Annotated in this window: 29 protein-coding genes and 1 pseudogene; 8 read left to right on the forward strand and 22 right to left on the reverse strand. The window is 42.1% G+C overall.

Annotated elements, in window-relative coordinates:
* Positions 1-2 precede the first annotated feature (2 nt).
* The 11 genes from accB to spoIIIAA all read right to left on the reverse strand — a co-directional run bounded on the left by accB (position 3) and on the right by spoIIIAA (position 7,777).
* Positions 3-533 (reverse strand): acetyl-CoA carboxylase biotin carboxyl carrier protein, encoded by a 531-nt coding sequence (gene accB / locus BMZ78_RS08965; RefSeq protein WP_093229684.1) that lies wholly within the window; start codon positions 531-533, stop codon positions 3-5.
* 564 nt (positions 534-1,097) lie between these two features.
* Entirely contained in the window at positions 1,098-1,610 is a 513-nt protein-coding gene (locus BMZ78_RS08970; RefSeq protein ID WP_175482376.1) for a C40 family peptidase, read from the reverse strand.
* 215 nt (positions 1,611-1,825) lie between these two features.
* Positions 1,826-2,314, reverse strand: coding sequence for a ribonuclease E activity regulator RraA (gene rraA, locus BMZ78_RS08975; protein ID WP_093229687.1), 489 nt, complete (start codon positions 2,312-2,314; stop codon positions 1,826-1,828).
* Between the two features lie 308 nt (positions 2,315-2,622).
* Positions 2,623-3,186 (reverse strand): SpoIIIAH-like family protein, encoded by a 564-nt coding sequence (locus tag BMZ78_RS08980; protein ID WP_093229688.1) that lies wholly within the window; start codon positions 3,184-3,186, stop codon positions 2,623-2,625.
* An 11-nt stretch (positions 3,187-3,197) separates the two neighbouring features.
* Entirely contained in the window at positions 3,198-3,815 is a 618-nt protein-coding gene (gene spoIIIAG, locus BMZ78_RS08985) for a stage III sporulation protein AG (protein ID WP_175482377.1), read from the reverse strand.
* A gap of 17 nt (positions 3,816-3,832) precedes the next feature.
* Positions 3,833-4,465 (reverse strand): stage III sporulation protein AF, encoded by a 633-nt coding sequence (gene spoIIIAF, locus BMZ78_RS08990; protein WP_093229691.1) that lies wholly within the window; start codon positions 4,463-4,465, stop codon positions 3,833-3,835.
* Positions 4,466-4,473: 8 nt separating this feature from the next.
* Positions 4,474-5,661: a stage III sporulation protein AE gene (spoIIIAE, locus tag BMZ78_RS08995; RefSeq protein ID WP_093229693.1), complete on the reverse strand. Its 1,188-nt coding sequence runs from the start codon at positions 5,659-5,661 to the stop codon at positions 4,474-4,476.
* A gap of 11 nt (positions 5,662-5,672) precedes the next feature.
* Positions 5,673-6,062 carry a stage III sporulation protein AD gene (spoIIIAD, locus tag BMZ78_RS09000; protein ID WP_093229695.1) on the reverse strand — a complete coding sequence of 130 codons (390 nt, stop codon included), beginning with the start codon at positions 6,060-6,062 and terminating at the stop codon, positions 5,673-5,675.
* A 16-nt stretch (positions 6,063-6,078) separates the two neighbouring features.
* Positions 6,079-6,285 carry a stage III sporulation protein AC gene (gene spoIIIAC, locus BMZ78_RS09005; protein ID WP_093229696.1) on the reverse strand — a complete coding sequence of 69 codons (207 nt, stop codon included), beginning with the start codon at positions 6,283-6,285 and terminating at the stop codon, positions 6,079-6,081.
* 11 nt (positions 6,286-6,296) lie between these two features.
* Positions 6,297-6,818: a stage III sporulation protein SpoIIIAB gene (gene spoIIIAB, locus BMZ78_RS09010; protein ID WP_093229698.1), complete on the reverse strand. Its 522-nt coding sequence runs from the start codon at positions 6,816-6,818 to the stop codon at positions 6,297-6,299.
* The gene (gene spoIIIAA / locus BMZ78_RS09015) at positions 6,815-7,777 is read right to left on the reverse strand and encodes a stage III sporulation protein AA (protein WP_425263923.1); all 963 of its coding nucleotides are present in this window, start codon (positions 7,775-7,777) and stop codon (positions 6,815-6,817) included. The genes spoIIIAB and spoIIIAA overlap by 4 nt, the downstream gene beginning before the upstream one ends.
* Positions 7,778-8,108: 331 nt before the next feature.
* On the opposite strand from spoIIIAA, the pseudogene bacA reads away from it, so the two are divergent.
* Positions 8,109-8,914: pseudogene (gene bacA, locus BMZ78_RS09020) on the forward strand (undecaprenyl-diphosphate phosphatase).
* Between the two features lie 341 nt (positions 8,915-9,255).
* On the opposite strand, the gene BMZ78_RS09025 reads toward bacA, so the two are convergent.
* Positions 9,256-9,660 carry a CD1247 N-terminal domain-containing protein gene (locus tag BMZ78_RS09025; RefSeq protein ID WP_093229701.1) on the reverse strand — a complete coding sequence of 135 codons (405 nt, stop codon included), beginning with the start codon at positions 9,658-9,660 and terminating at the stop codon, positions 9,256-9,258.
* Positions 9,661-9,751: 91 nt separating this feature from the next.
* Between BMZ78_RS09025 and BMZ78_RS09030 the strand changes: the two genes are divergently transcribed.
* The 3 genes from BMZ78_RS09030 (at position 9,752) to BMZ78_RS09040 (ending at position 12,502) form a co-directional block, all read left to right on the forward strand.
* Complete coding sequence (locus tag BMZ78_RS09030; protein ID WP_093229703.1) at positions 9,752-11,062, forward strand: MFS transporter; 1,311 nt, start codon at positions 9,752-9,754, stop codon at positions 11,060-11,062.
* Between the two features lie 88 nt (positions 11,063-11,150).
* Positions 11,151-11,954, forward strand: coding sequence for a phosphosulfolactate synthase (comA, locus tag BMZ78_RS09035; RefSeq protein WP_175482379.1), 804 nt, complete (start codon positions 11,151-11,153; stop codon positions 11,952-11,954).
* Between the two features lie 92 nt (positions 11,955-12,046).
* Complete coding sequence (locus tag BMZ78_RS09040) at positions 12,047-12,502, forward strand: DUF441 domain-containing protein (protein ID WP_093229706.1); 456 nt, start codon at positions 12,047-12,049, stop codon at positions 12,500-12,502.
* Between the two features lie 168 nt (positions 12,503-12,670).
* Here the strand turns inward: BMZ78_RS09040 and BMZ78_RS09045 are convergent, their stop codons facing one another.
* From BMZ78_RS09045 to aroQ, 4 genes are all read right to left on the reverse strand, one after another.
* Positions 12,671-13,828: a conserved virulence factor C family protein gene (locus BMZ78_RS09045; protein WP_093229707.1), complete on the reverse strand. Its 1,158-nt coding sequence runs from the start codon at positions 13,826-13,828 to the stop codon at positions 12,671-12,673.
* A gap of 109 nt (positions 13,829-13,937) precedes the next feature.
* A complete protein-coding gene (gene efp / locus BMZ78_RS09050; RefSeq protein ID WP_093229709.1) occupies positions 13,938-14,495 on the reverse strand; it encodes an elongation factor P in 558 nt (185 codons plus the stop codon).
* 25 nt (positions 14,496-14,520) lie between these two features.
* A complete protein-coding gene (locus tag BMZ78_RS09055; RefSeq protein WP_093229710.1) occupies positions 14,521-15,597 on the reverse strand; it encodes a M24 family metallopeptidase in 1,077 nt (358 codons plus the stop codon).
* Positions 15,598-15,609: 12 nt separating this feature from the next.
* Complete coding sequence (gene aroQ, locus BMZ78_RS09060; protein ID WP_175482380.1) at positions 15,610-16,059, reverse strand: type II 3-dehydroquinate dehydratase; 450 nt, start codon at positions 16,057-16,059, stop codon at positions 15,610-15,612.
* A 184-nt stretch (positions 16,060-16,243) separates the two neighbouring features.
* Between aroQ and BMZ78_RS09065 the strand changes: the two genes are divergently transcribed.
* On the forward strand, positions 16,244-17,236 hold the full coding sequence (locus tag BMZ78_RS09065) for a DUF1385 domain-containing protein (protein ID WP_245739798.1): 993 nt from the start codon (positions 16,244-16,246) through the stop codon (positions 17,234-17,236).
* A 423-nt stretch (positions 17,237-17,659) separates the two neighbouring features.
* Here the strand turns inward: BMZ78_RS09065 and BMZ78_RS09075 are convergent, their stop codons facing one another.
* The 5 genes from BMZ78_RS09075 to BMZ78_RS09095 all read right to left on the reverse strand — a co-directional run bounded on the left by BMZ78_RS09075 (position 17,660) and on the right by BMZ78_RS09095 (position 21,037).
* The gene (locus BMZ78_RS09075; RefSeq protein WP_093229713.1) at positions 17,660-18,016 is read right to left on the reverse strand and encodes a protease complex subunit PrcB family protein; all 357 of its coding nucleotides are present in this window, start codon (positions 18,014-18,016) and stop codon (positions 17,660-17,662) included.
* A 20-nt stretch (positions 18,017-18,036) separates the two neighbouring features.
* Complete coding sequence (locus BMZ78_RS09080) at positions 18,037-18,954, reverse strand: patatin-like phospholipase family protein (protein WP_093229715.1); 918 nt, start codon at positions 18,952-18,954, stop codon at positions 18,037-18,039.
* 80 nt (positions 18,955-19,034) lie between these two features.
* The gene (gene mntR / locus BMZ78_RS09085) at positions 19,035-19,481 is read right to left on the reverse strand and encodes a transcriptional regulator MntR (protein WP_093229717.1); all 447 of its coding nucleotides are present in this window, start codon (positions 19,479-19,481) and stop codon (positions 19,035-19,037) included.
* 75 nt (positions 19,482-19,556) lie between these two features.
* Positions 19,557-20,114: an NADPH-dependent FMN reductase gene (locus BMZ78_RS09090; RefSeq protein WP_093229718.1), complete on the reverse strand. Its 558-nt coding sequence runs from the start codon at positions 20,112-20,114 to the stop codon at positions 19,557-19,559.
* 452 nt (positions 20,115-20,566) lie between these two features.
* Positions 20,567-21,037 carry a hypothetical protein gene (locus BMZ78_RS09095; RefSeq protein WP_093229720.1) on the reverse strand — a complete coding sequence of 157 codons (471 nt, stop codon included), beginning with the start codon at positions 21,035-21,037 and terminating at the stop codon, positions 20,567-20,569.
* Between the two features lie 216 nt (positions 21,038-21,253).
* Between BMZ78_RS09095 and hutH the strand changes: the two genes are divergently transcribed.
* Entirely contained in the window at positions 21,254-22,786 is a 1,533-nt protein-coding gene (gene hutH / locus BMZ78_RS09100) for a histidine ammonia-lyase (protein WP_245739799.1), read from the forward strand.
* Positions 22,787-22,893: 107 nt separating this feature from the next.
* Here hutH and BMZ78_RS09105 read toward each other — a convergent pair whose 3' ends face one another.
* Positions 22,894-23,634 (reverse strand): metallophosphoesterase, encoded by a 741-nt coding sequence (locus BMZ78_RS09105; RefSeq protein WP_175482381.1) that lies wholly within the window; start codon positions 23,632-23,634, stop codon positions 22,894-22,896.
* A 239-nt stretch (positions 23,635-23,873) separates the two neighbouring features.
* Here BMZ78_RS09105 and BMZ78_RS09110 point away from each other — a divergent pair, with 239 nt between their 5' ends.
* Both BMZ78_RS09110 and BMZ78_RS09115 read left to right on the forward strand, forming a co-directional pair.
* Positions 23,874-24,800, forward strand: coding sequence for a metal ABC transporter solute-binding protein, Zn/Mn family (locus BMZ78_RS09110; RefSeq protein ID WP_425263924.1), 927 nt, complete (start codon positions 23,874-23,876; stop codon positions 24,798-24,800).
* Between the two features lie 15 nt (positions 24,801-24,815).
* Positions 24,816-25,568: a metal ABC transporter ATP-binding protein gene (locus BMZ78_RS09115; RefSeq protein WP_093229725.1), complete on the forward strand. Its 753-nt coding sequence runs from the start codon at positions 24,816-24,818 to the stop codon at positions 25,566-25,568.
* The last annotated feature ends 4 nt before the right edge of the window (positions 25,569-25,572 follow it).

The raw sequence follows: 25,572 nt of genomic DNA on the forward strand, positions 1-25,572 counted from the left end.
CACTAGCTGGTTTTTACCAAAAATAAAGGTTGACCGTATTCAACTAGCTGACCGTTTTCTACCAATACTTTCACGATGGTTCCACGTACTTCGGCCTCGATTTCATTCATTAATTTCATCGCTTCAACAATGCAGACAATTGTCTTTTCATCGACAACATCGCCTTCTTTTACATATGGATCAGCATCAGGCGCAGGTGCACGATAGAAAGTTCCTACCATCGGTGAAACAATCTTATGTAGATTCGCCTCATCTTCAACAGCAGGTGAAGCAGGAGTCGGTGCTGGAGCTGGCTCAGCGATGGCAGTTGGCTGGACAGCAGGTGTCGTTGCCACAGCTGATACAGAAGGAGCTACCGATTGAGTGGAGACAGCAAGAGGTGTTTCCTGAACAGGTGCAGTAGCGATCTGCGCACGTCCAGATGTCTTTTTAATCACCACTTTTGTGCCCTCTTTATCAATTTCAAACTCTTCAATTTGGGATTCATCAACCAAACGGATTAATTCCCGAATTTCATGCATTTTTAAAGACATGAGTCCAACACTCCTCTCGAATTCGATTTCCATTGTACCTAAAACCGATCATGATTTCGCCTTATTTTATTAACCGTTTTTATGATATAGTTTTTTTCTATGTTTGACCACCCCTATCCCCTTCAGGTTAGAACGGATTATTTTATTTTTACCAAAAAAGACAAGAAAAATCGAATACGATGGGATGGTGCCCACCATGATGAATAAAGCCCCCGCGCTTTCATACAGCGGCGACTTGTCATTTCTGCACCCATTGTCACTCCGAATCGAGAGTCCTTTGCCTTGGGCAGATAGACCGTCTCGGATAATATGGTTGTAATATTCGCTATTATCTGCCTGGTATCATTCCAGCTAACACGATCTCCATTTTCTTGTTCCCATTAAAAACGACCCTTTTCTACCTCCCTCTATCAAATAAATAAATTCACTGACCTTGGCTCTCAGAAGTTTAAAATAACTATGATTTTTACGAAGAGCAAACTTAAAAAAAAAAAGACAGACCTGTCCTTAAAAGACAGGTCTCTTTGAGTGAAAATTTATATATGAAATGATGGGGAACAGCCTCTAATAGATTCGACGTCCCTCGCTAAATCTCGGTTTCCAGTATGTGTTTGTAACCTTGTCTATTTTAACACCTTTGGAAGTCGTTGCATGGATCATTTCACCGTTTCCGATATAAATAGCTACATGGAATACCCTTCCATCTTCTTTAAATATCATGAGATCTCCTCTTAATAAGTTGCTCAAGCTCTTTCCAGTCGATTTTCCTTCTTTTGCCTGATAGGAAGCCGTACGAGGCAAATTGATGCCCAATGCTTGCTTGAATACATATTGGGTAAAACCACTGCAGTCAAAAGAGGATGGGCCTGTCGAACCATATCGATACGGTTTTCCCAAATGCCGTTTCGCCTCAGCGATCAATTTATCCGATTTTTGCGTCCGTGTACTTACCGTTGCCGTTTGTACAGAAGGAGTTTGAACGGATTGATCCGTATTTGGAGTTGCGCTCACTACTCCTGTAGAGAGTAGAGCTGTTACCAAAAATGCAGTCAATACGGTGATGCCTTTTTTCTTCAAATAAACCCTCTCCCTTGTTGCAAGATCTTGGCTGTCAATTTTAATCCTGCCCCCATGGCTGTTTCCCATCTACAAACAGATGCTCTCATTCTAGCAAATTATTTATAAATGAAAAGAGGCTTTTCAAAATAGTTAAATAGTGTTCAAATTTATCTATTTAATTTTCCTTTTTTCGTCAAACTCTACATAAAAATCTATTTTGCAAGGATCATAATCTAAATCTCTTTATTTTTTAATAAATTTTCAGCTGATAAAACGATCCCATCTTCATCCACATAAACATAATGTCCGGGAATCCACTCGACCCCTGCAAAGCGAACGGTTACATCCCTTTTTCCTTTCCCATCTTTCTTGCTTTTCACGGGACTTTTTCCCAATGCCATAACCCCTAGATCCAGTTCAGCCAATTCCTTGGTATCGCGAACACAACCATACACGATGACCCCTTGAATTCCACGCTCAACAGCAATCTCGGCCAAGCGATCTCCCAAGAGAGCGCACTTTTTTGAGCCACCACCATCGACGACCAGAACAGATCCAGCAGGAATCGTTTCCAATGCTTGTCGCACCAAAACATTATCTTCATATACCTGGACAGTATGAATCGGTCCATGGAAACTTTTTTTCTTGCCAAAAGATTGAAAAAGATCTTCGCTTACTTGCAACTTCTCTAAAAATGCATCGCATAAATCGGTTGTTTTCATCAAACCACCCTTTTATTAAATAGAAAGTTGTTTAATATTATAATACTTTCACAAACAAAAAAGAAAAAAATGGAGGCAGAATAATTGAAAAATATATGAATAAAATAAATCTTTTTATTGAATAACCCACTGGCTGACAAGTAAGCGGGCCCATACAACTATTGCGACATATCATATGCCTCTAAAAACATCAACCCGTACCGCTTTGTTTGCGATACGGGTTAGAATCCATCCCGAAGCGCGGGAAACGTATCCATATTTTCAGGATAGTCTCTCCTATGGCAAGTCAGGCAGGCTATTGCTTATTTTTACTTTACATACGCTACCGAGATTTGATTCGCTGCTACATCCATATGCTGACGAACCAGGCTGATCAGTTTCACAGCTTGTGTTTTACTCAAATTCTCACTTTGCACAATCACATCCACATGCTCATCATTGATAATAACAACTGCATCCTGATATCCTTCTTTACGAATCAACTCTTCCAATACATTTTCCTGCTTTTCGAGTTGTGTCAGCTGATTTACTTTTTGCTCTGCTTCTTTGATTTGCTGCTTGGAAGATTTCGGGTTGGACAAAATTTTCATGTACTCTTCTGTCATTTTTCCTCTGAGAGTGGTGCGCTGCAGCTGATAAGCAAGCAAATAATCACTTTCTGGCTTCCCTTTCAGTGCCTCTTTCCCCTTGCTGGTAGACGCTGGTTGATCCAATGCCTTGATATCCACTTGAATTTGATCATTTTTGTTGCCCTTTTCCTTGGCCAGTTCTCCTGCTGGCTCAACCGGCCCCGTAGCAATATAGTAAGCAGACAAGACCACCATTAGAGTAAGCATGGTCACTAACCAAACTGTTTGTTTGTTTACCTGCATAAAACATCCTCCTATCCTTTTGGTAATACAGAAATGCGATGGATGGGTACATCCAGGGTTCGCTGGATGGCTTCAATGACTGCTGCTTTCACTTGCAAATCTTCTACGCCGCGTGCCACGACAAGAACGCCACGAATTTTTGGTTTTAAACGTTTGACCACCATGGGTTGTTCACCATCCTCTCCCCGATAAGTGGCTGTCTTCTTTTCACTGTTCGTTTGTTGGATGGTTCGATTTCCACCTTTCGGATCTGCTTCATTCGTTATTTGTGAAGATTCTCTGGTTTCTACATGCACCACTTCTTCTTCGGTGGAATCAAGATTGACCATAACGGAAACATCATCGACACCCACAATCTTGCTCAATACATCTGCGAGCTGGGCTTCGTATTTTTTTTCATAGTCAACCATGCCCATCTCTTTATTAGAAGACGGCTGACGGGTGTTGTTCTGAAAGGATGGAGCAGATAATCCTCTTGGCTTGCCGTCTTCTTCTTCTACTTGTATAAAGGAAGCCAGGATCATGATTCCGATTCCTAAACATCCCAACAGCAAAATCCAGCGGAATGTATTTTTTTTCTTCTCACCACCCATTTTTTGCTCCATTTTTTCAAGCCACTTTTGCAGCACACCACTCCCTCCCATCTTTATACAGGTTGTTCCACTTGTACATGCACTTTGGACGGCATCACCTGCCAGGTTTGCATGATATATTCGGCGATCTGTTTTTCCAATGTTTTATTTTCTCTGACTTTTGACGGTGTTGTAGATTCTTTTATCTCCACATGAACAGGTTCAATTGGCTTCATCTTTGAAAAAGCATTTTTATTGTTCAGTTTCATCCGTGTAATCATCTCAATTTGCATGATTTCAGGAGCTTTTTGCTGATTCCAGTCTGTTTTTACTTTGGCACGCACCACCTCCACACCAAATTTGGTTTGCACATGTTGAATCATGATTTGTTCCATCGATTTTTCTGTTTGCTGTTGAATCATCGTATCTTGTGATCGTTTTAGGGTCTCTGTTTTTTCTCTGATCTCTGGAAGGGAAGCCATTTCTTTTCCGTCCCATCCCTTTTTTAAAGCAACAGCAAGGTGGGACAGGTTTGAATCATTTTTGAGAAGCTGAAAAATCGGGGATAGTATCGCCATGATGATGAGTAACCCCATTACCAACTTTACATACCGATCCATCGAATGATTCGGCAAGATCAAATCAAAAAATGTGGCAATTAGCACCAATAAAATAATCTGTTTGAGCCAGTCGCTAATCCATTCCACCTTTTCACCTACCTCATCATCATCGAGATATTACCAGAGGCGATAATAATGGATACGGCAAGAAAAAACATGAGTCCCACTGTAGCAAGTGCAGCAAAAATGTAAACAAATGTCTTGCCAATCGTAGATAAACTTTCGATGATCGGGCTATTTCCCATCGGCTGCATGATCGCTGCAGAGAATTGATAAATAAAAGCCAATGAAAGGATCTTTATAGCAGGAAAAGCACTGATCAGAAGCAGGATAATCACCCCAGCCAGTCCAATTGTATTTTTAACGAGTAAAGATGCACTGACTACCGTATCCGCTGCTTCTGAAATGGTTCGTCCTACTACAGGTACAAAGTTACCCGTAATATATTTGGCTGTACGGATCGTAACACCATCGGTTACCGCAGCTGTGACTCCCTGTATAGAAAGTACGCCCAAAAAGATGGTTAGCATTCCACCTAGCAAAGTAATGCCAATTTTTTTAAGCAAACCAGCTAATTGGTTTACCTTGTATTTTTCAGATAAACTGCTGACAATACTCAAGATCGTCGAAAGAAAGAACAAAGGAAAAATGAAGAGATAAATGATGGTTCCAATCATATGAATCATGAAAATGATCAAAGGATGAAACAGTGTCACTGACCCAAAATTTCCCATTGTCCCAAGCAGAGTCAACATCAGGGGAATCAACGCCAACATGAAATCCACCATATGCTGAATGGCCTGTTTGGCTGAATCCACTGCAATATAAAAGCTGTCTACAGCCAGGATAATGATCACCATAAACACAATGGCATAAGCAACTTTACTCACCTGGTTCTGTTCAAAAGCGGTTTGGAGCGTTTGAAGAATCATGCAGAAAACGGCCAAGACGATAATCGTGCCAAGAATTTTTCCATTGTATATCACTTCGTGAAATAAATAACGCCCTAGCGCAGCCAGTACTTCTTTCATACTCCATTTTTCTGACAGCAATAAATCAAAGAGGCTTGGCAGATTTTTTTGCTGAAAAAAACGGCCATATTCGTTCTGTAAATATTGCCAGAATGATTCCACTTCTTCAACTTGCAATTGATTTAATTGCGAACGAATGATTTCATTTGTGACAGAATTGCCCTGATTCCCCTCTCCTTCTGCATACACAGTGCCAGGTAGAATCATCCATACCATCCATAGAAATATAAGGAGCCAACTTAGGCGCTGCATCTCACTCACCTTTAAGCAGGTAATATTTGCACAATCGTTTCTATAATTACTGTGATGATCGGGATCGCCATCACCATAATGAGCAATTTTCCTGCCATTTCAATTTTGGAAGCGATCGATCCTTGCCCTGCATCTCGTGTCACTTGTGCTCCAAATTCAGCAATATATGCTATTCCAACGATTTTTAAGATGGTCTCGAAAAAGAGGTTATTGACATGTGCTTGAGTGGCTAAATGCTCTAACACTCGGATCACTTCAGCAATCTTTCCAGCCAGGGCGATAAAAATGATGATTCCTGTAAAGGTTGCAAGCAAAAAAGCAAAAACCGGTTTTTGTTCCTTAAGGACCAAGACAAGAAAAGTGACAATGATCCCAATTCCAACCACCTGGATAATTTCCAAGCGGATCTCCCCCTATCTATGAACGGAAGAGGAACACATTTTTAATCGTTTGAAACAAATCCTGAATCAGCATCGCAATCATAAATAAAACCACACCAAACCCAAACAAAGTGACCCAATGGGCAAAATCCTCTTTTCCCATTTGCTTCAACACTGTATGAATCATCGCCACGATAATCCCAATTCCAGCAATTTGAAAAACAGCATCCACATTGTATGGCATACAAACCTCCCCTAATACATCAAGATGATGATCAATACTCCACAGAGGATGCCGACAGTTTTACACATCTTCTCATACTGCCCCTGCTCTTCACGTGCCTTCATTTCCTCCACTTCTAAATTGCTTTTGGCCACTCTGACATGTTGCAATTGATCTTCACGATCAGACCGGCCCAGTGTCTGGCAAAAGTGCAGCAAAACAAGTTTTTCCGGCTTTTTCATTGTAGTGTGTGGCCACTGTTGCTCAATAGCCTGTTGAAAACATTCATATGTAGAAGCACCATCCATCTGTTTGAGGTTTTCAGCACATCTAGCAAAAATCGCTGAAATCGCTCCATCCATACGCTCTGCAATCGCTTCACAAGCTTCGATCAATGGACGGGTTCCGTAACCGATTTCAGTCTCCAATAAAGATAGAGCTGAGCGCAATTGCCGTATTTGCTGGGGACGTTCCCGATAATTCCGAGCCAGGAAAAATCCTGCCCAAGAAGCCGCCAATAGCACCATACATGCTCCAGCCAATTTGATGATCATTTACTGATCACCTGATGCCTCATCAGCAAAGGCTTCAGTGATCGATCATAGATCCCTTCCACTGTTCCTGGACCACGCCGGCGGCTGAGAACGACAATCCGTGTAAATACCCCTTCCCGAATCAACTCGGATAAAATGGGGCGATGACAGATCTCTTCAATGGAACTCCCATGAGCTGTTGTAAATAGATGTACACCTGAGCAAATCGCTTCGTGGACGGCTACACTATCTTCCATCCGGCCAATCTCATCAACTACCAAAATCTCTGGTGACATCGAACGAATCATCATCATCATGCCTTCCGCTTTGGGACAAGCATCTAACACATCGGTTCTCGGTCCAACATCATGCTGAGGCACTCCATCCACACATCCGGCAATCTCTGATCGCTCATCCACAATTCCTACTTTATGGGAACGAAAACGTGAGCCACCTGTACTGGCCAATCTGGCGAGATCACGAATCAGGGTGGTTTTCCCGCACTGCGGTGGAGAAACCAAAAGAAGGTTTTCAACCTGTTCTCCATCCAGCAGATAAGGAACCAAGCCCTCCCCCACGCCGATCACTTGTCTGGCGATGCGAATATTAAACCCGGCCACTTCACGAATGTGCTTTACATTTCCGTTCTCGACAACCACCTTCCCGACCAGTCCGATGCGATGTCCCCCTTCGACCGTAACATATCCGCGGCGTAATTCCTCCTCCATCGCATACAGGGAGTGTTGGCTGATCAAATTGAGCATCTTCTGGCAATGTTCTTTGGTTGGAATCATGCTATCTTTGGGTTGCATACTTAATTGGCATGTCCGACTGACAAACCAGGATTGCTCAGAAGTAATCACTTCCAATGGTCGGCCTTGCCTTACCCGAATTTCCTCCAAACATCCGAGGATCGTGCGAGGAAGCGACTGAATCAGCTCCCGGATGGACAGGGGAAGAATTTGATAAATGGCTTTCAAAAGCATACACCTCCTGTCCACATTTTTTCTTTTTACCTCATTCATATGGGAAGCTGGGAATGATTATGACAAGCATAAAAAAAGAGCGAATGATTTAATTAGAGGAAGTACTCAACATATTTTACGAAAGGGGACATCCTAATGAGGTAAAGAGAGTTAATGCGCCTTTAGCGCTTGGCTCCCCCTCTAATCAGGAAGGGATTAGTGAAATTCCTAATAATAATAACTATCCTAAAGGATGATATTTCATAAAATCGTATAATTTTTTCTATAATATTTTGTATTATAATGTGTTTCGTTATTAAATCATTCAAGGTGTGAAAATATGAATATTATGGACATTATTATTGGCTTCATCCTTGGGAGTGTCGAAGGTCTAACGGAATTTGCCCCTGTATCTTCAACTGGACATATGATCCTGGTAGGTCATTTATTAGGTTTTGAAGGTACAGTAAGAGCAACAACTTTTGAAGTCGTGGTTCAGTTGGGATCTATTCTTGCAGTAGTCGTTGCTTTTTGGAAACGAATCTTAAATATTGTAGGATTACGCAAAATCGAAACAGAGGATCAGGATATGGGAAAATTAAGCTACATCCATATCTTGATAGGAATTCTTCCTTTTTTTCTCCTTGGTGCTGTCTTTTACAACTTTATTAAAACCCTATTCTCTCCACAAACCGTTGTCGTTTCACTTATTGCCGGTGGGATACTTATGTTGGTTGCTGAAGGTTTTCGAAAGCCAAGACCAACCGCAACAACATTAGATCAAATTACATATAAGCAGGCACTAGGAATGGGTTGTTTCAATGCTTAGCCCTTGTTCCTGGTTTCTCTAGAATGGGCGCAACCCTTTCAGGTGGACTATTAGTTGGAATGAATCACAAAACAGCTTCCGAGTTTTCCTTTATTATGGCCGTTCCTATTATGGTTGCTGCATCTGGTAAAGATTTATTTGAAAGCTGGAGCCATCTGAGTGTATATGATTTGCCTCTGTTTATCACAGGTTTCCTTACTGCATTTTTTGTTGCCCTGTTGTCTATTCGCTTTTTTTTACAAATCATTAATAAAGTAAAATCAGTTCCCTTTGCTATCTATCGTTTTATATTAGCAGCTCTCTTTTGGATTTTTTTACTCTAATTTACAAAAAGCAGCCCAAACTGTTTCTTCCAAGAGAGCATCAGCTTCTTGAAAAAGTTTCCGTTATACACCGGGTATGTTATCAGACCCTCATGTTGCCGAGCAACATCGTCAGAGTATTTTCTATAAAGCGGAGGGATGGGTTCCTTACGGAGTGACTGTGATGGTACAGAAGTCGTCACGGAGGAAGGTACCCATCCCGAAGCGCTAGAAAAACGTATCCATATTTTCAGGATAGCCTCACGCTCTTTCAAGAGAGCGTTTTATTTGACGCATTTACTATGTACCAACACCTAAAACAAGAAAGGGTTCCTTTTAATCCAGAACCCTTGTTCCCATCTTTAACTGATCGTTTCATCCACTCCACTACGCTGCGGTTCGATCTCTGTCGCATCTTCCACTACCAAAACGGTATGACATTTCGGACATAATACCTCGATTTCATCATCTGCAATGTCATCTTCATCAACCAGTACTTCTTCTCCACATTCTGGACAAACCACTTCAATTAATCCTTCTTCATCATCCAAATCTCCATAAAAGGCCAATTCCAACTCATTTAAGTCTTCATCCACTTCTTCCACATATTCTTCCAATTCCCTCAGTCGAGCTTCTACATGCTGGTTGGCTTCGACCAATTCATCCAATGTATCAAGTAAACGATTCAAGGCTTTTCGATCCAGTTCCGGATTTCCTTCACAAAGGCCTCGAACATAAGCCAGTTCTCGTCTCAGACGCTCATACATGTTGTTCACCTTCTTTTTTATGGTTTAACATCACTAGTTTCGCCCACTTGCTGTTTTCACATTCCTTTCAATAATTGGGATCAATCAGGGTATGCTAACAACAACACGGTTAAAATCAGAGGTGACATGTATGACTTCGTCAGAGACGCATAACAATAAGCCCACAACCGCTGCTTTGATTACCCTGAGCTTTATTCCACTGATTATGGTGTTGGGCAACTCCATGATCATTCCTGCACTGCCTGTGATTGAAAAAGCTCTGGATATTACTTCCTTACAAGTAAGCTTGCTTATTACCTTGTTTTCCATCCCGGCTGGTATCGTCATCCCGATTACAGGTATTTTGGCTGATCGAGTTGGGCGAAAAAAAGTCATCTTCTTCAGCTTGCTTCTTTATGGGATCGGGGGACTTTTAGCTGGCATTTCCGCTCTTGTCAATGGAGGGTCTTATCCATTTTTACTAGCTTCCCGTATCTTGCAAGGAATCGGTGCAGCAGGTACATCTCCCATTGCGATGGTTTTAATTAGTGATCTTTACCAAAAAGAAGAGCGCAGCAAGGCACTTGGCATCAATGAAGCTTCCAATGCATTTGGAAAAGTATTAAGTCCCATTTTTGGATCATTGCTATTGTTGATATCCTGGTATGCCATGTTTTTTGTTTTTCCACTCCTTTGTCTTCCAATCGCCATTGCCCTATGGAAAGTGATCAAAGAGCCGGTTCATAAACAAAAACCACTGCCATTAAAACAATATTGGCTGGATATCCGCAAAATTTTCCAGCGCAAAGGAAAATGGCTGGTAACCGCCTTTTTGGCTGGATCTCTTGCATTGTTTACCATGTTTGGGGTGCTCTTTTATTTATCGGATACACTTGAGAAAACCTATCATATTGTCGGAATCAAAAAAGGGTTTATTTTAGCCATCCCACTACTGGCTTTATGTTTAGTCGCCTATTGGACTGGGAGTCATGTAAAAAATCAAACCAGCCAAATGAAAAAATTCATTTTACTGGGACTGGGAGTCATGGCTGGCTTTATTGTAACCATGCCCTGGATTACGCAAATGGTCTGGTTGATTGCTGTCGCATTCGGACTGGGCATTGGTGCTGGACTTATTCTCCCTTGTCTCAACACATTAATCACTTCGGCCATCGGTGTTCAGGAACGAGGGATCATTACCTCTCTTTATGGCAGTGTCCGTTTTCTGGGAGTGGCTTTCGGGCCACCCACATTTGAAACATTATCCAATCGCCCTTATCTGTTATTTTTTGGACTATCTGCTCTATTTATCCTTATAGCTGTAGCCGCAGCCATCTTTATACATCAACCTCAACGTCTGCGCGGAAAAGATGGTCAATATCGTCTTTTGATCCGCAAGGAACGATTTCAACCATCGAGTTAACTTCAGTTTTACTGCTTTGGTTTTACTCCCCTTTTTCCAGGCATACAATGTCCTAGAAACCATGGAGAAAGAGGGAGTTTATTTTTTTATGAAAAGTTGGCATACCAAGTGGATAGACCGATCGCAAAAAAGAAAGCCAAAACCACGCACCTGTGGATTAAATTGCCTGATCGATAAAGGCCTCGGTCTTCATGCATTTTATGACCTGTTAGAGCTTGCTGGTGATCACATTGATTTCATTAAACTGGGATTTGGTACAGCTGGAATTACACCACCATCCATCCTCCAGGAAAAAATCAGCTTGGCCCGACAATATGACGTCCATCTATACCCTGGCGGAACATTTTTCGAAATTGCTTATACCGAAGGACATGCGACAGATTACTTTACTCGATTGCAAACAATGGGTTTTGAGTGGGTCGAAATTTCCGATGGCACCATTGATCTTCCACTAACTAACCGGAGTCAATTGATTTATCAGGCCCGTCAACAGGGGCTCATTGTCATCACTGAAATTGGCAAAAAAAAAGAAGGCAGTTTTTCATCTCTTGATGAGTTTATCACTCTTTATCAGCATGACATACGGCATGGTGCTGCCTATGTCACCATGGAAGGAAGAGAAAGCGGAATCAATGTCGGGCTCTATAATAAACACGGCGATATGGATATCGCCTATTTACAAAAATTAGTCCATCGAGTCAACTCCGACTCGATCATTTGGGAAGCTCCCCTAAAAAAGCAGCAAGTTACCATGCTTCAATTGTTGGGTTCGGAAGTGAATCTTGGTAATATTCCTCCTACTGAAGTCCTGGCAGTGGAGTCTTTGCGTCGAGGTCTACGATCCGAAACCTTTCATCTTTGGGAAAGTTCAAATAAGCAGCAAGACCACTAGACAGCCTGAAAATTGTTCGCTCTATCTTCTTCTAAATATCCTTTCCTGGACATACAGTGGTACAAAACACTGTGTGGACAGGAGTAACGAGCATGAAAGTCGACTTCTTTTTAGTCATTTTAATTCTGATCGGTATTTTGGGACGTTCTCCATTAATCACTACAGCGGCAAGCTTTCTCTTGATCTTAAAAATGCTACACCTCGGTCGTTTCTTTGCTACAGTGGAACGGCGTGGCCTGGAACTGGGATTGCTTTTTTTGACGATCTCCGTACTCGTTCCCTTTGCGGCAGGACGTATTTCCTATAAAGACTTTCTCTCTGTTTTCACTTCGATTCCGGGCATCTTGGCGTTGATTGGTGGCGCGCTCGCTACCTACATGAATGGGAAAGGATTGGTCGTACTAAAAATGGACCCTCAATTAATCGTAGGTATGATGATTGGGTCCATTTTCGGCATTTTATTTTTGCGCGGGATTCCCGTAGGCCCCCTGATGGCAGCCGGGATCACCGCCCTGCTTCTCAAACTGTTTCATTTTTGGTGGAAATAACATCAGTCAGCGGACAGAGAGGTACAAATTCATGAATACATCCATTGCGGAAATTTTAACTCTCATACATCGCAAGCGTCTTTGCCCATCCTGAGCGTGAAGGTTCCTTTTCCGTCGCATTCCCACCAGAGAATCAATCGGAAGAGGAACCTTCTTTTATTAACCGCCTTATTCTTTGTTCTCTCTTAATCCTCGTGTCATTTGTTGCCAGACAGTTCCACTCGCCTCTTCTCCCTTTTCAATTCGTTCCAAAGCCATTTGGATTTGCATCCTTACTTCAAATTCAGGCTCGTTTTCTGCCTGTCTAAGTGCATCAAGAGCGGTTTCATCTCCGACCTCATACAAGAAACGGGCTGCTCGCCAACGCACCAGTTTATTCGGATCTTTCAAGGCTTCACACATTGCTGGAATCGCTTCAGGATCTCCCAAATCAGACAAGGTATCACCAGCAGTCCGGCGAACGATGGAGGATGCATCTTTTAAAGCGCGATATAAATAAGGCAAAACTTTTTTACCGCCAATAAAGCCAAGATATACGACAGCCAGCCGGCGAATAGCTGCTTTTTCATCCCGCAAGGCCTGGTCCAGTATATCCAAATGCTCTTCGGATGGCTCCCATTGTTCGAAGGCAGCATAACGTCTTTCCCACTCTTTTTCACGAAAGGCTTCGCGCACCGTTTCTGCCGAAATGGCTTGTTTTTTGGGCTCGATTTCTTCCCCTTCAGCCAGCACACGTTCGACCAATTGCTGCAAGCGTTTTTCATCATAAGCAGCACAAATCTCTTCCATTACTTGCTCCCCAACATCTTTCAAGTCCCCATAGCGTGGAGTTTGTTCTTCCCATCTGCGCTCCAGAATGAGATTGGAGGTAGCTGTTTGTGCCTTCATCACTGCTTCTTTGAATCGCTCAGGCAATCCGACACGCACTTCTTCGCCATCTTTGACCAATTTGATTTGCATCGGAATATCTCTTAGCTTTTGAATATAAACCGTAACCTCACCAAATGAGTCCTTCGCTACATCCTGTGGTTCCTGTCCTGAATCAGCTGGAACGCTAACAGCGCTATCTGCATCGCCCAACACTTTTCGCGCCAAAGCCAGCACTTCCTGCCAATCTGCTTTAGGATGCCTTTCTAGCGAAATAAAGTCTGAAACCTGAAAGACACCCTGTACACCCTCAATCGACAAAAGTTGTTGAATATATGGAGGCGCTGCCTCTTTATTCTTTTGATTAAAGTTATAACTCGTTTCTGCAGGCAACTGCTCGTCCAGATTTAATTTCATTACATTTGGACTTGGAGTCGGCTCGATCGAGACGATTTTCATTGGAATCACCCCGTTTCATCGTAATAAAGAAAGCCTCTGGATATCGCAGAGGCTTTCTTTAGTGAGTACAGCTGGGATCGTTCGAGAATCGTTAACAAGCAATGATTGTTTATGCGCGAGATACATATTCTCCGCTACGAGTATCGACAATGATGCGATCACCTTGGTTGATAAAGAGCGGAACTTGTACCACAAAACCAGTAGACAGTTTTGCCGGTTTGCTACCACCAGATACGGTATCTCCTTTAATTCCCGGTTCCGTTTCGACGACTTCCAATTCTACCGTATTCGGTAGCTGAATTCCGATCGTTTCCCCTTTAAAGATGACCAGGTTTACATTCATATTTTCTTGCAAGAAATTGAGCTCATATTGTAAACGGTCAGCGGGTAATGTAATTTGATCATACGTTTCGTTATCCATAAATGTATATTCGCCGCCGCTTTCATAAAGATATTGCATCTGCCGGGTTTCCACCATTGCTCTTGGTACTTTTTCGCCCGCACGGAATGTACGCTCTTGAATATTTCCATTTCTCAAGTTACGCAGTTTGGAACGAACAAAAGCTGCTCCTTTTCCTGGCTTTACATGTTGGAACTCAATCACTTGCCATACGTCTCCATCCAGTTCAATGGTTAAACCTGTACGAAAATCGTTCACACTAATCATCCAGACTTCCTCCTAACATATAAAATCAATCAATCACAATTAATTCTTTCTTACTATGTGTTAGAACTTCATATCCTGATTCGGTCACAAGGACATCATCCTCGATCCGGACACCGCCAAAATCTGGGATATAAATCCCCGGTTCCACTGTGACGATCATTCCAGGAACGAGCGTATCTTCACTCTGGGTAGAAAGATAAGGTCCTTCATGCACTTCCAATCCGATCCCATGTCCTGTACCATGTCCAAAGTAATCGCCATATCCTTGGCTTATAATGTAATTCCGTGCAGCCGCATCGACTTCAACACCAGATACTCCCGGTTGAATGGCACGAATACCTCGATTCTCTGCCTCTAATACAGTATCATAAATTTCTTTTTGTTTGTCATTGGGTTTTCCTAACATAATGGTTCTCGTAATATCTGAAACGTAACCATTATATAAGGCACCAAAATCCAAGGTGACCAAATCACCTTTTTCCAGCTTTTTGTCACTGGCTACACCATGGGGCAAAGCGGAACGTTTACCCGAAGCGATAATCATATCAAATGAAGAAGAGGTCGCTCCAAATTCCCGAAGTAAAAATTCCAAACGGGTAGCCACTTGCTTTTCGGTCATACCTGGACGAATCTCTTCCAAAATTCTTGCAAATGCCTGATCAGCAATAGAAGCTGCCTGACGGATGATGGCGATCTCTTCCTGATCCTTGATCATGCGCAGTTTATCAACAAAAAAGCTGGTTGGAGTGAGTTGAATGCCTTTACACCCGTCTTTCAGACGATTGAATTGTGCATAGGAAAGGTCTTCTGCTTCAACCGCCAGATTGGATACATCCAATCTACGGCATTCCTGAGCGATCGTTGGAATGAGATCCATATGTCGTTTATATTCGATCACCTTAAAAGATGATGCCTGTTGTTTGGCTTGAACAGTATAACGGGTATCAACGAACAGGATCGCTTCGTTGGCCGTTACCAATACCGTTCCTGCTGAACCCGTAAACCCTGTGATATACCGACGATTGGGAGCACGAGTAATCAGGATGGCTTCTAGTCCATTTTGTTCCATTTGAGCACGGAGCCGTTTCAGTCGCTTCTCCATCGTTCCCACTCCTTATGTAAGTGCTGTTTTTTGACAGCTTCGTTGGATCGCCATTAGGGCCAATTCATAGCCGATAAAACCCAAGCCAACAATTTGCCCAGCAGTGACAGGGGCGGTCACAGAGGTAGAACGAAATGGTTCACGGGCATGAATATTGGATAAGTGCACTTCGATTACCGGAACATCGATCGATGTGATCGCATCACGAATCGCATAACTATAATGCGTATACGCACCAGGATTCAAGATGATGTAATCATATTTTCCCTCAGCCATATGAAGCTGGTCAATCAATTCACCTTCTGCATTTGACTGAAAACAGGTAACGTTCAAACCTAGCTCCGTACCCAGTTCAACCAACTGTTGATTCAGTTCTTCCAATGTACCTGTTCCATATATGCTCGGTTCTCGTTTACCTAACCGATTCAGGTTGGGACCATGAAGAACCAGCACTTGTATCACTATACATCATCCCCTGTCATTGTATCACAATTCGTGGAAAATCATTACCACAATTATTTATTGTCCCACGTTTTTTGTATTTTGTCCAATGTTTGATCGATCCATTGAAATCATACAATGATTTGCGGCTTTATGGTAAAATAAAGGTATTAAAGACAGAAACAAAGGTGGTGCAGTACTGCTCGTGGCTGAAAAACCCGTACTATACGGCGGACAAGCTGTCATAGAAGGTGTGATGTTTGGCGGTCGCTATACTCAGGTTACAGCTATCCGTCGAAAAAATGGGCAAATTGAAACATACGAAATATTAAAAAATGAACATCCGGCTCTTTCCTTCCTGAAAAAGATTCCTTTTATTCGTGGAATCGTTGCATTGGTTGAATCAAGTGCGTCCGGAGCCAAACATCTTCAATTTGCTTCCGAAAAATACGAACAAGATATGGATGAAGATGATGAAAGTACTGCAAGCGCTTCCGAAGATTCCTCTTCTTCTTCGTGGAATGTTGGAATGATGATAAGTGTCACGATCCTGGGCATTTTATCCTTTATTGTCGGGAAAATCATTTTTACTGCTGTACCTGCTTTTTTAGCGAGTGTTTTATTTGACCGTTTTACCAAAAACCTCATTATTCAAAATCTGATCGAAGGTGGTATCAAAACCCTTTTATTACTTACGTATTTATGGATTATATCGCAAACTCCCATCATCAAACGGTTGTTTCAATATCATGGTGCAGAACACAAAGTGATTAGCACGTATGAACTTGGGCAAGAATTAACAGTAGAAAATGTTCAAAAACAGTCCACTCTTCACTATCGCTGTGGAAGCAGTTTTATCATCCTTACAGTCATTGTTGGTGTGATTCTGTACTCCTTCTTCCATTATGATACCGTCTGGGATCGGATATGGAATCGAATCCTGCTTATTCCAGTTGTCATTGGCCTCTCCTATGAACTGTTACGCTTTACCAATGCAGTAAGAAACGTACCTGTCCTTGGCCTTCTGGGTTACCCCGGATTATGGCTACAGAAATTAACAACCAAAGAACCATCGGATGATCAAGTGGAAGTAGCCATTGCCGCCTTTAACCGTATGCTCGAACTTGACGCAGAAATTGCCCAAAGCAAGAGTACAGAACAAGCAGCCACTGCACATCTTTCCTCTTCCACATCTTAAGACCCCTATGTTTTTGGGTTCTGCAAAGAAAGGGTGGTTGTATGGTTTCTCACTCTTCCCACTCAAAAGGATGGAGATGGGTTATCTTTACACTGATTGGGATTGGATTTGGACATAAGGTGTGGAATTCCTTATCAACTTTATGGCTATTTCTGTTGGATATCATGATACCGGCACTTTTAATCGGTATCGTTATTTATCTCTATAAATATCCTCCAAAATGGTTACGCAGAATCAGCCTTTCTCAACGACCACCCCATGTACGTTATCGCAAAAAAAACAAAACAGATTCCAACCTCAAAAAAACCCGTCCACTCCGAATCGTTAGCCATCAAAAGAAAAAAAACCATCCTTTTCGAGTCATTGATGGTAACAAGAAAAAATCACTTTGATCTCCCTCTTTCGCCTGAAGAGGGATTTTTTTTACCCGAACCGCAAGATTTGCCGATCAGACTGAATCATCCAGACACGTATGGAACCACGCACTTCAGCTAAAATATAGGGATAAACAACCACTTGTGGATAGAATTTATCTTTCTCAGGATGCCGTTCTTCAACAAATACATCCGTCTCTTTTTCATCCCCTTCCACCTTGATCAATTCCAATCGATAGCCGGGATTCGGTCGCATTCCCAAGGCAATCAAGAGATAATGCTGTTCTTGCCAAGTATAAACAAATAAGCCTTTTTTTCTTTTATGCTCATAAAACCATACCAATACCTCTTTAGGTAATTGATCCATCTTTTTGTCTTCGATCACCCGAAAATTTTCATGTGGCATAAATTGCTCCTCCAATGAATCTAATTTCTCTTTCCACGTACTTGCAGATATTGTTCAAACGTCCAATCACGGAAAAATGCTTCTGCTGCTTTTTGACCTGATCGAAACAATTGTTCTTTTTGTTCGCGATTAAGGGAAAAGTCTGTGATCTTGATTCCCATCGAAGGAACCATGATCGTTCGCAATTGATCTTGCCCCTGAATGGCTCGATTATCATGTGCTTCTAACATGGTAAAAAAAATCGACATCAGCATACTAAAGGGGCCGTCAATCCGATTGATCTTTTTTTCTGAAGAAGATACCAAACAAAAACCAAACGTAGGCCAGCGAGGTTCTTCCTGGTCAAACAACCAAACCGGAAAATTGCTTAATACGCCGCCATCCACAATATAACAATGGGTGCGATGAGATTGATGGCGAATTTTTACGGGTTGAAAAAAATAAGGAATACTGGCACTCATTCTGACTGCCCGAGCCACTGATATTTCTTCCTTTTTATATCCATAGTTTATCAAATCATCAGGCAAAACCAACAATTGGCTAAGTGTAATATCAGAAGCAATGACATGCAATTCTGTATCTCCCTGAAAGTCTGAAAATGTTTCAATTCCTTTGGCCTTTAAAAGGGAAGCTAACCATTTTTCCAAAGCATCTCCTGAATACATTCCCTTTTTGAGCCAAATGCGAAGCAAAGGCCCAATATACGGGATTTGATTAAACCAATTCGGAGATAAAAAATCCAAAAAGTTTTTCTCCATTAAAATCTGGTACAATTCATCCGCAGTATATCCTGCTGCAATCAAGGAAGCGATCACCGCTCCAGCTGAAGTTCCTGCCACCCGCTTCCAACGAAATCCCTTTTTCTCCGCAACGGATAATGCACCAACCAAACCAATTCCTTTTACTCCTCCACCTTCAAATACGGCATCTGCCCACATACATATTCCAGCTCCCATCACTCTTTTAAGATCATTGTATGATTAAATGTATAAAAAAACCCAGGGATTGAGTCCATGGGTTAGAGTGACTGAAGATCTTCGATTTCTTCCTGTTCCGTTTTTTCCTTCAATAGCCGTAAATGTTCTACAATCTCTGGGTTTTTTCCTAAAAAATCAACCAGGTTTTCGATGCATGTAATGGAATCCCAACTCAGATGATGTTCAATCCCCTCAACATCGTTGTAAATGTGCTCCTCATTTACGCCGATCAGCCGTAAAAACTGCTCCAGTAAATGATGTCGATCCACTAGGCGCTTTCCTATTTTCTTTCCTTTTGCAGTAAGAACAAGCCCACGATATTTCTCATACACCAAATATTTGCTTTGATCCAGCTTTTGTACCATTTTCGTAACCGATGAGGGGTGTACTTCCAACGCTTCGGCAATGTCAGATACTCGTGCATAACCTTTTTGTTCAATCAATTTATAAATATTTTCCAAATAGTCTTCCATGCTTGGCGTTGGCATAGATAACCCCTCCTATACTAGCGTCTGATAATTTCATTTTATCACACATCTTTACCATAAACATCCAACACACCATCAAATTTTTCGCAATTCCCTTCCCATTAATCGAATCGCTTCCACCAAATTTTTGCCCAGTTCTTCCAAACGTTGCTGTATCTTTTCGTCTTTCAATGTACCATCCGGATTAAACGCCATATACGAGCGCGGCACCGAAACCATGGACGGCAATGGCCATGCATGCAAGGTGCGACAAATAATATTCATGGTGTTAAGAGTATTGGTTGCTCCCAAAGCTCCACCTGCAGTTCCAACAAGAGCGACAAATTTTCCTTCCAACTCACGTGCACCAATAAAATCCAAGGCATTCTTTAAAACACCAGAAATACTTCCATGATATTCAGGTGAACCCAGAATAAATCCATCCGCCTCTAACATTTTGGCTTTGAATTGATGAACTGCTTCTGGATACGTGGATTCATCCGAACGATCGTCATAGATTGGCAAAGGATTCTTCCTGAAATCATACAGTTCTACTTCTGCTCCTTGTTTCTTTGCCGCTTCCATTACAATCTGAACAGCACGTTTCGTGGTAGAGTTTGGATTCATGCTTCCGGCTAGGGCCAGGATTTTCAACGCAAACACTCCTTTAGTTTATGTAGAAGGCCTGATACTATGATTCTTCGGGCAAGAATCCTTTTTGTATCAAGTGATTTCCTTGACCACTCCCCATGTGAAAACGCAGGGGATTCTTGGGTAATCCCTTCTACTGAAGAGAAATGAACCAAGCTCAACCCGCCAGTCCAGCGGTGAAAAAGATATTTTTCAAACTAGCCCTACTGCTTGGTTTTCGCTTTTCAGCCTAGTTTGATGCTCGCTCTCGTCCCGATCGGGTTTTCTCGCTCTCAAGAATATAAAAGATCATGCGTACCGTACGCATGATTCAGTATACAAGATTTAAACTCTTATTTCTATGGTCAGAAAGTGAAAATAGCCTATTTTTTCACCTGCATTTCTCTTTCTTCATCACTTTTGAGCTTGAATTAATCCTTATCCTTCGGTCCACGCAAATACCACTCAGGAAATATTCATACCTTATGAGACGCCAGACGAATATAATCCACAAACACTTTTCCTTTATTTAAGGAAAAGACGACCGAAATCGATCGCGTTCCCTTGGGAGGAGAAGGAACAATGGTAAAATATGGTGAAAAACGGAGAGCTTTAGGTTGAGGTAAAGTGATCATCAGTGGAGTGGCGCGTAACCATTTCCCGTGCGAATCAAAGTATACTACGGTGGCAAATATCGTTGGCCTGTATTGATTTGGACTTGCATTCAAAAGGCGAAAATACAAATAATAAGCACACGAACTTTCCAGATGGTCCGTTTGAATTCTTTGCTTTAAGACACTCGGTTCCGATGAAGAGCTTCCCAATAACAAGGAGGCGTCACCAGAAACAACCGGATTCTGTACCCGTTTTATATTCTTTCCTTCCCACGGCCGTAATCCCTGTCGAAAACCACCATTGAGCAAAATATTTTTATTCGAGCAAGTCATTTTTTTCCTCCTCTAAACAAAAACTTTCTCTATCTTACGGAGAACCCAACAAAAAAGTACAAAGAACAATAAAAATTAGACTACTATATTGTTTCGAAGTATAATAATATTAAATAATTTTAGAATCAAATATCCAAAAGAAGGGAGGGTTAGGATACTTACCTAACCCTCCCTTCTATTTATTTCTATGCCAAAATAAAGGAGGAAAGCGCTAATATGAAGAAGGATGAAATGATTGAAATTCATGGTGATTCGTTAACATTTCAACAGTATGCCGCTGTTGTCTATGATCGAGTGCCTGTTCGTCTCAGTGATGAAGCCATGACCAAAATGGCACAGTCCAAGCAATTTGTCAATGATCTAGCGGCACAGGAGCAAAGCATTTACGGAGTGACAACAGGCTTTGGCAAGTTCAGTGATTGTGTGATCAGCAGTCAACAGGCTCAAGAATTACAACTAAATCTGATTAAAAGCCATGCCTGCGGTATAGGTGAACCGCTACCTGAGACCATTGTTCGCGGGATGATGCTGTTAAGGATCAATGCATTAGCCAAAGGGTATTCGGGTATTTCTCCAAATACAGTCCAAGCACTCATCACACTATTAAATCATGAAGTGCATCCGATCGTTCCTTCACAAGGGTCTTTAGGTGCCAGTGGTGATCTGGCTCCTCTCGCTCATATGTGCCTGCCTTTGCTCGGTTTGGGCTATGTCAATCATCATGGAAAACCCAAACCATCTGCCCAAGCTCTCAAGGAAATCGGCTTAGAACCCATTCGCCTGGAGGCAAAAGAAGGATTGGCTCTGATCAATGGAACCCAGATGATGTGCAGTATCCTGGCAGACTCCATTCTTCGTGCGAAAAATCTTTTGTTAGCTGCAGACATTATCTCTGCTCTAACCATTGAAGCACTGCAAGGTATTCCCCATGCATTTCATCCTCTGCTCCAACAAGTCAGAGGACATCAGGGACAGATCATGACTGCCCAAAATATGCGAAATCTGCTGAAAGAGAGCAAACAAGTGACCTCTTCGGGAGAAAAACGGGTTCAGGATGCTTACAGTTTACGTTGTATCCCGCAAGTTCATGGTGCTTCTAAAGATACGTATCACTTTGCTGAGCGAATTGTGGCCACCGAAATGAATGCAGCCACTGATAATCCACTTATCTTTACTGAGATTGGCGAGGTGATTTCAGGCGGTAATTTTCATGGTCAGCCCCTGGCTTTTGCAGCTGATTTCCTGAAAATCGCCATGGCTGAAATCGCAAATATTTCCGAACGCAGAATCGAACGTTTGGTAAATCCACAACTTAGCAATCTTCCTGCTTTTCTTACGCAAAATGGCGGACTCCATTCGGGATACATGATTCTGCAATATGTAGCTGCGTCACTGGTCTCAGAAAACAAAGTATTATGCCATCCCGCATCGGTTGATTCCATCCCCTCTTCTGCCAATCAAGAGGACCATGTCAGTATGGGATCCATCGCTGCCCGAAAATGTTTGGATGTTATTGAAAACGTTTCCAAAGTGCTGGCCATTGAATATGTATGTGCCACCCAAGCCTTGGAATTTACTCCGAACCAATGTGGTCAGGGTACTCGAATTGCATATGAACTCTTGCGCCAGTATCTTCCACCACTCACAACCGATCGTGAAGGTCATGAAGATATTGCCACTGCTCATAAATTGATTCAAAGCGGAAGATTGGTTCAAGAAGTGACAACACAAATGGACTTGCAAATTTGACCCCTTGTGTAAACGCAAGGGGGTTCTTGGGTAATCCTATCGACAGAAAGGAAAAGAAATAAAAACGAAGCGATATGGTAATCATGTCATACCGCTTCTGTTCATATCTATCTTAACCTGGCTGGACAAAATTTTAACGCATCACACGCAACCAAACGAAGGTCAATACCATCTACTTCTCCCTGGATCGCATCCTCTGCCGATTTTCCATGCATATGTCCATAAATGCACAATGTCACGCCAAACTCTTTCATAATCTCCATGTATTTCGATTCCTTGGCATGTTTGGTGATCGGCGGAAAATGCAACATCACGATTTTTTCTTTATCGGGGTGATCTTTTTGCGCTGCTTCCAATGCCAGGCGCAATCGTCCAGCTTGCCGTTCATAGATTTTGCGATCCGTTTCTTCTTGATAAAACGGATCTCCCGGCAAACTCCAACCACGTGTGCCAGCTACCACTGCCCCTTCCACCACCGTATAATCCGCATCAATCCATTCGATCCCTTCAGGCAAAGCTTCCCGAATCTTTTTCTTGCTATGGTAATAGTATTCATGATTTCCTGGGGAACAGATCTTTCTTCCCGGTAACTGCGCGATCCAATCAAAATCATATTGAGCCTGTTCCCAACGAATGGCCCAACTGATGTCTCCAGGAATCAGTACCGTATCATTAGACCTTACTTGCTTTAGCCAGTGATCGCGAATCAAGTCATAATGGTTCAACCAGCCAAAAATATCCATCGGTTTTTCTATATCGGTTTCCGGATTGATTTCATCCAGTTTCACAAATTTATTAAAAGATAGGTGTAAATCTCCAATTGCAAAAATGGCCAATGTCTTCCACATCCCCTTTTTCCTTTCCATACCACTTTTTGTATTATATCATTATTTGGACATGGATCTCGACTTCTGTATATATCTGAATTTTATATTTATTATATATAAATAAAACATTGACAATACGAAAAACATTGCCTAGAATAAGGTTAGAAAGTTGTACTAATCCAAATTATATGGTTAGATAACAAAAATTTAACTTATACCATGTAATATGTACTAAAAAAATTTGCCAAGGAGGTTTTTTCTTGAAATGGTTATGGACATCCATCCGAGCTATTCTAATCGTCTCACTTATTGTTATTAGTGGCTGTAGCTCCTCGACGACAAACAGTAAATCATCTGGAACGCTTAAAGTAACTGCTACAACTGGAATGATAGCGGATCTCGTTCAACATGTTGGAGGAAAACATGTACAAGTGACTGCTTTGATGGGACCGGGAGTGGATCCCCATTTATATAAGGCATCACAAGGTGATATTGAAAAATTAGATCAAGCGCACGTCGCTTTTTATAACGGATTACATTTGGAAGGAAAAATGACAGATATCTTTACCAAGATGGCTCGTTCCAAACCCGTCATCCCCGTTGCTGATGGTATTGATAAAAAGAAAATCATCGAAACAAAGGATGGACAATATGATCCTCATATTTGGTTTGATGTCAAACTCTGGATACAAGCCGCTGGACAGGTCAAAAAGGGACTGATCGAAGTGGATCCCCAACACAAAAACGATTATGAGGCTCAAGCAACTGCCTATATCAAACAGTTGGAAGAATTGGATCAATATGCTCGAACACAACTTTCTTCCATTCCTAAAGAACAAAGAGTCCTTGTCACCGCCCATGATGCGTTCAGTTACTTCGGTCGTGCCTATGATTTGGAAGTGGTCGGATTACAAGGAATTAACACTTCTTCCGAATATGGACTCAAAGACGTACAACGCATGGTCAACTTACTGACAGAGCGAAAAATTAAGGCGGTATTCGTTGAGTCCAGCGTACCAAAACGTTCAATCGAAGCGGTGATTGCGGGTGCCAAAAGTAAAAATCATCAAGTATCGATTGGTGGCGAATTGTTTTCTGATGCGATGGGAGAAAAAGGAACACCAGAAGGAACCTATATCGGTATGGTACATCATAACGTGGACACGATCGTGAAGGCATTGAAATAGAAAGGGGGAATTTAAATGTTTGCTCCTGTATCCATTCGTAACTTATCTGTGGCCTATCATCGCAAGCCTGTTCTTCGTGATATCGATTATGACGCACCTGAAGGAGAATTGATCGGGATCATTGGGCCCAATGGAGCGGGAAAGTCTACACTCATTAAAGCCATCCTCGGTTTGTTGCCATTAGCTAGTGGAGAAGTCAAGATTTATGGTAAGCCCTATAAAGAACAACGCCACCTGGTTGGCTATGTGCCTCAGCGCGAGTCAGTTGATTGGGATTTTCCCACCCATGCACTCGATGTCGTCTTAATGGGACGATATGGAAAGCTGGGTTGGTTTCGTCGGCCAAAAGCGGAAGATCGTGAATTTGCGCTGGAATGTTTGCAAAAAGTCGGGATGGAATCCTTTGCCAAAAGACAAATCAGCCAACTGTCAGGCGGACAACAGCAACGCGTTTTCCTTGCCAGAGCCCTTGCCCAAGATGCCCAAATTTACCTAATGGATGAGCCTTTTGTTGGTGTGGATGCAGCTACGGAAAAAGCCATCATTCAGATTCTCAACGAATTGAAACAACAGAAAAAAACCGTTTTGGTTGTTCACCATGACTTGCAAACAGTGACAGAATATTTCGATTCCATTCTTTTGATCAATATGTGTAAAATTGCCGCTGGACCTACCAGGGAAGTCTTTCATGCAGATCATCTGCAAAAAACATATGGCGGTCGTCTGACTGTACTGCCTGAGACATCCAACATGATCGTGACGAGGTGAAGCA

This window comes from Thermoflavimicrobium dichotomicum (assembly GCF_900114055.1).
Lineage (GTDB): Bacteria > Bacillota > Bacilli > Thermoactinomycetales > Thermoactinomycetaceae > Thermoflavimicrobium > Thermoflavimicrobium dichotomicum.

What these genes read in the sequence shown, in the direction of transcription:
- BMZ78_RS09040 (WP_093229706.1), top strand. Translation starts at nt 12,047, where the DNA reads ATGAAAGTCGACTTCTTTTTAGTCATTTTAATTCTGATCGGTATTTTG.
- spoIIIAB (WP_093229698.1), bottom strand. Translation starts at nt 6,818, where the DNA reads ATGATCATCAAATTGGCTGGAGCATGTATGGTGCTATTGGCGGCTTCT.
- BMZ78_RS09045 (WP_093229707.1), bottom strand. Translation starts at nt 13,828, where the DNA reads ATGAAAATCGTCTCGATCGAGCCGACTCCAAGTCCAAATGTAATGAAA.
- hutH (WP_245739799.1), top strand. Translation starts at nt 21,254, where the DNA reads ATGAAGAAGGATGAAATGATTGAAATTCATGGTGATTCGTTAACATTT.
- BMZ78_RS09095 (WP_093229720.1), bottom strand. Translation starts at nt 21,037, where the DNA reads ATGACTTGCTCGAATAAAAATATTTTGCTCAATGGTGGTTTTCGACAG.
- BMZ78_RS09115 (WP_093229725.1), top strand. Translation starts at nt 24,816, where the DNA reads ATGTTTGCTCCTGTATCCATTCGTAACTTATCTGTGGCCTATCATCGC.
- BMZ78_RS09030 (WP_093229703.1), top strand. Translation starts at nt 9,752, where the DNA reads ATGCTAACAACAACACGGTTAAAATCAGAGGTGACATGTATGACTTCG.
- BMZ78_RS09105 (WP_175482381.1), bottom strand. Translation starts at nt 23,634, where the DNA reads ATGTGGAAGACATTGGCCATTTTTGCAATTGGAGATTTACACCTATCT.
- BMZ78_RS09080 (WP_093229715.1), bottom strand. Translation starts at nt 18,954, where the DNA reads ATGTGGGCAGATGCCGTATTTGAAGGTGGAGGAGTAAAAGGAATTGGT.
- spoIIIAE (WP_093229693.1), bottom strand. Translation starts at nt 5,661, where the DNA reads ATGCAGCGCCTAAGTTGGCTCCTTATATTTCTATGGATGGTATGGATG.
- mntR (WP_093229717.1), bottom strand. Translation starts at nt 19,481, where the DNA reads ATGCCAACGCCAAGCATGGAAGACTATTTGGAAAATATTTATAAATTG.
- comA (WP_175482379.1), top strand. Translation starts at nt 11,151, where the DNA reads ATGAAAAGTTGGCATACCAAGTGGATAGACCGATCGCAAAAAAGAAAG.
- BMZ78_RS08980 (WP_093229688.1), bottom strand. Translation starts at nt 3,186, where the DNA reads ATGCAGGTAAACAAACAAACAGTTTGGTTAGTGACCATGCTTACTCTA.
- BMZ78_RS09055 (WP_093229710.1), bottom strand. Translation starts at nt 15,597, where the DNA reads ATGGAGAAGCGACTGAAACGGCTCCGTGCTCAAATGGAACAAAATGGA.
- rraA (WP_093229687.1), bottom strand. Translation starts at nt 2,314, where the DNA reads ATGAAAACAACCGATTTATGCGATGCATTTTTAGAGAAGTTGCAAGTA.
- spoIIIAC (WP_093229696.1), bottom strand. Translation starts at nt 6,285, where the DNA reads ATGCCATACAATGTGGATGCTGTTTTTCAAATTGCTGGAATTGGGATT.
- BMZ78_RS09025 (WP_093229701.1), bottom strand. Translation starts at nt 9,660, where the DNA reads ATGTATGAGCGTCTGAGACGAGAACTGGCTTATGTTCGAGGCCTTTGT.
- BMZ78_RS09075 (WP_093229713.1), bottom strand. Translation starts at nt 18,016, where the DNA reads ATGCCACATGAAAATTTTCGGGTGATCGAAGACAAAAAGATGGATCAA.
- efp (WP_093229709.1), bottom strand. Translation starts at nt 14,495, where the DNA reads ATGATTAGTGTGAACGATTTTCGTACAGGTTTAACCATTGAACTGGAT.
- accB (WP_093229684.1), bottom strand. Translation starts at nt 533, where the DNA reads ATGTCTTTAAAAATGCATGAAATTCGGGAATTAATCCGTTTGGTTGAT.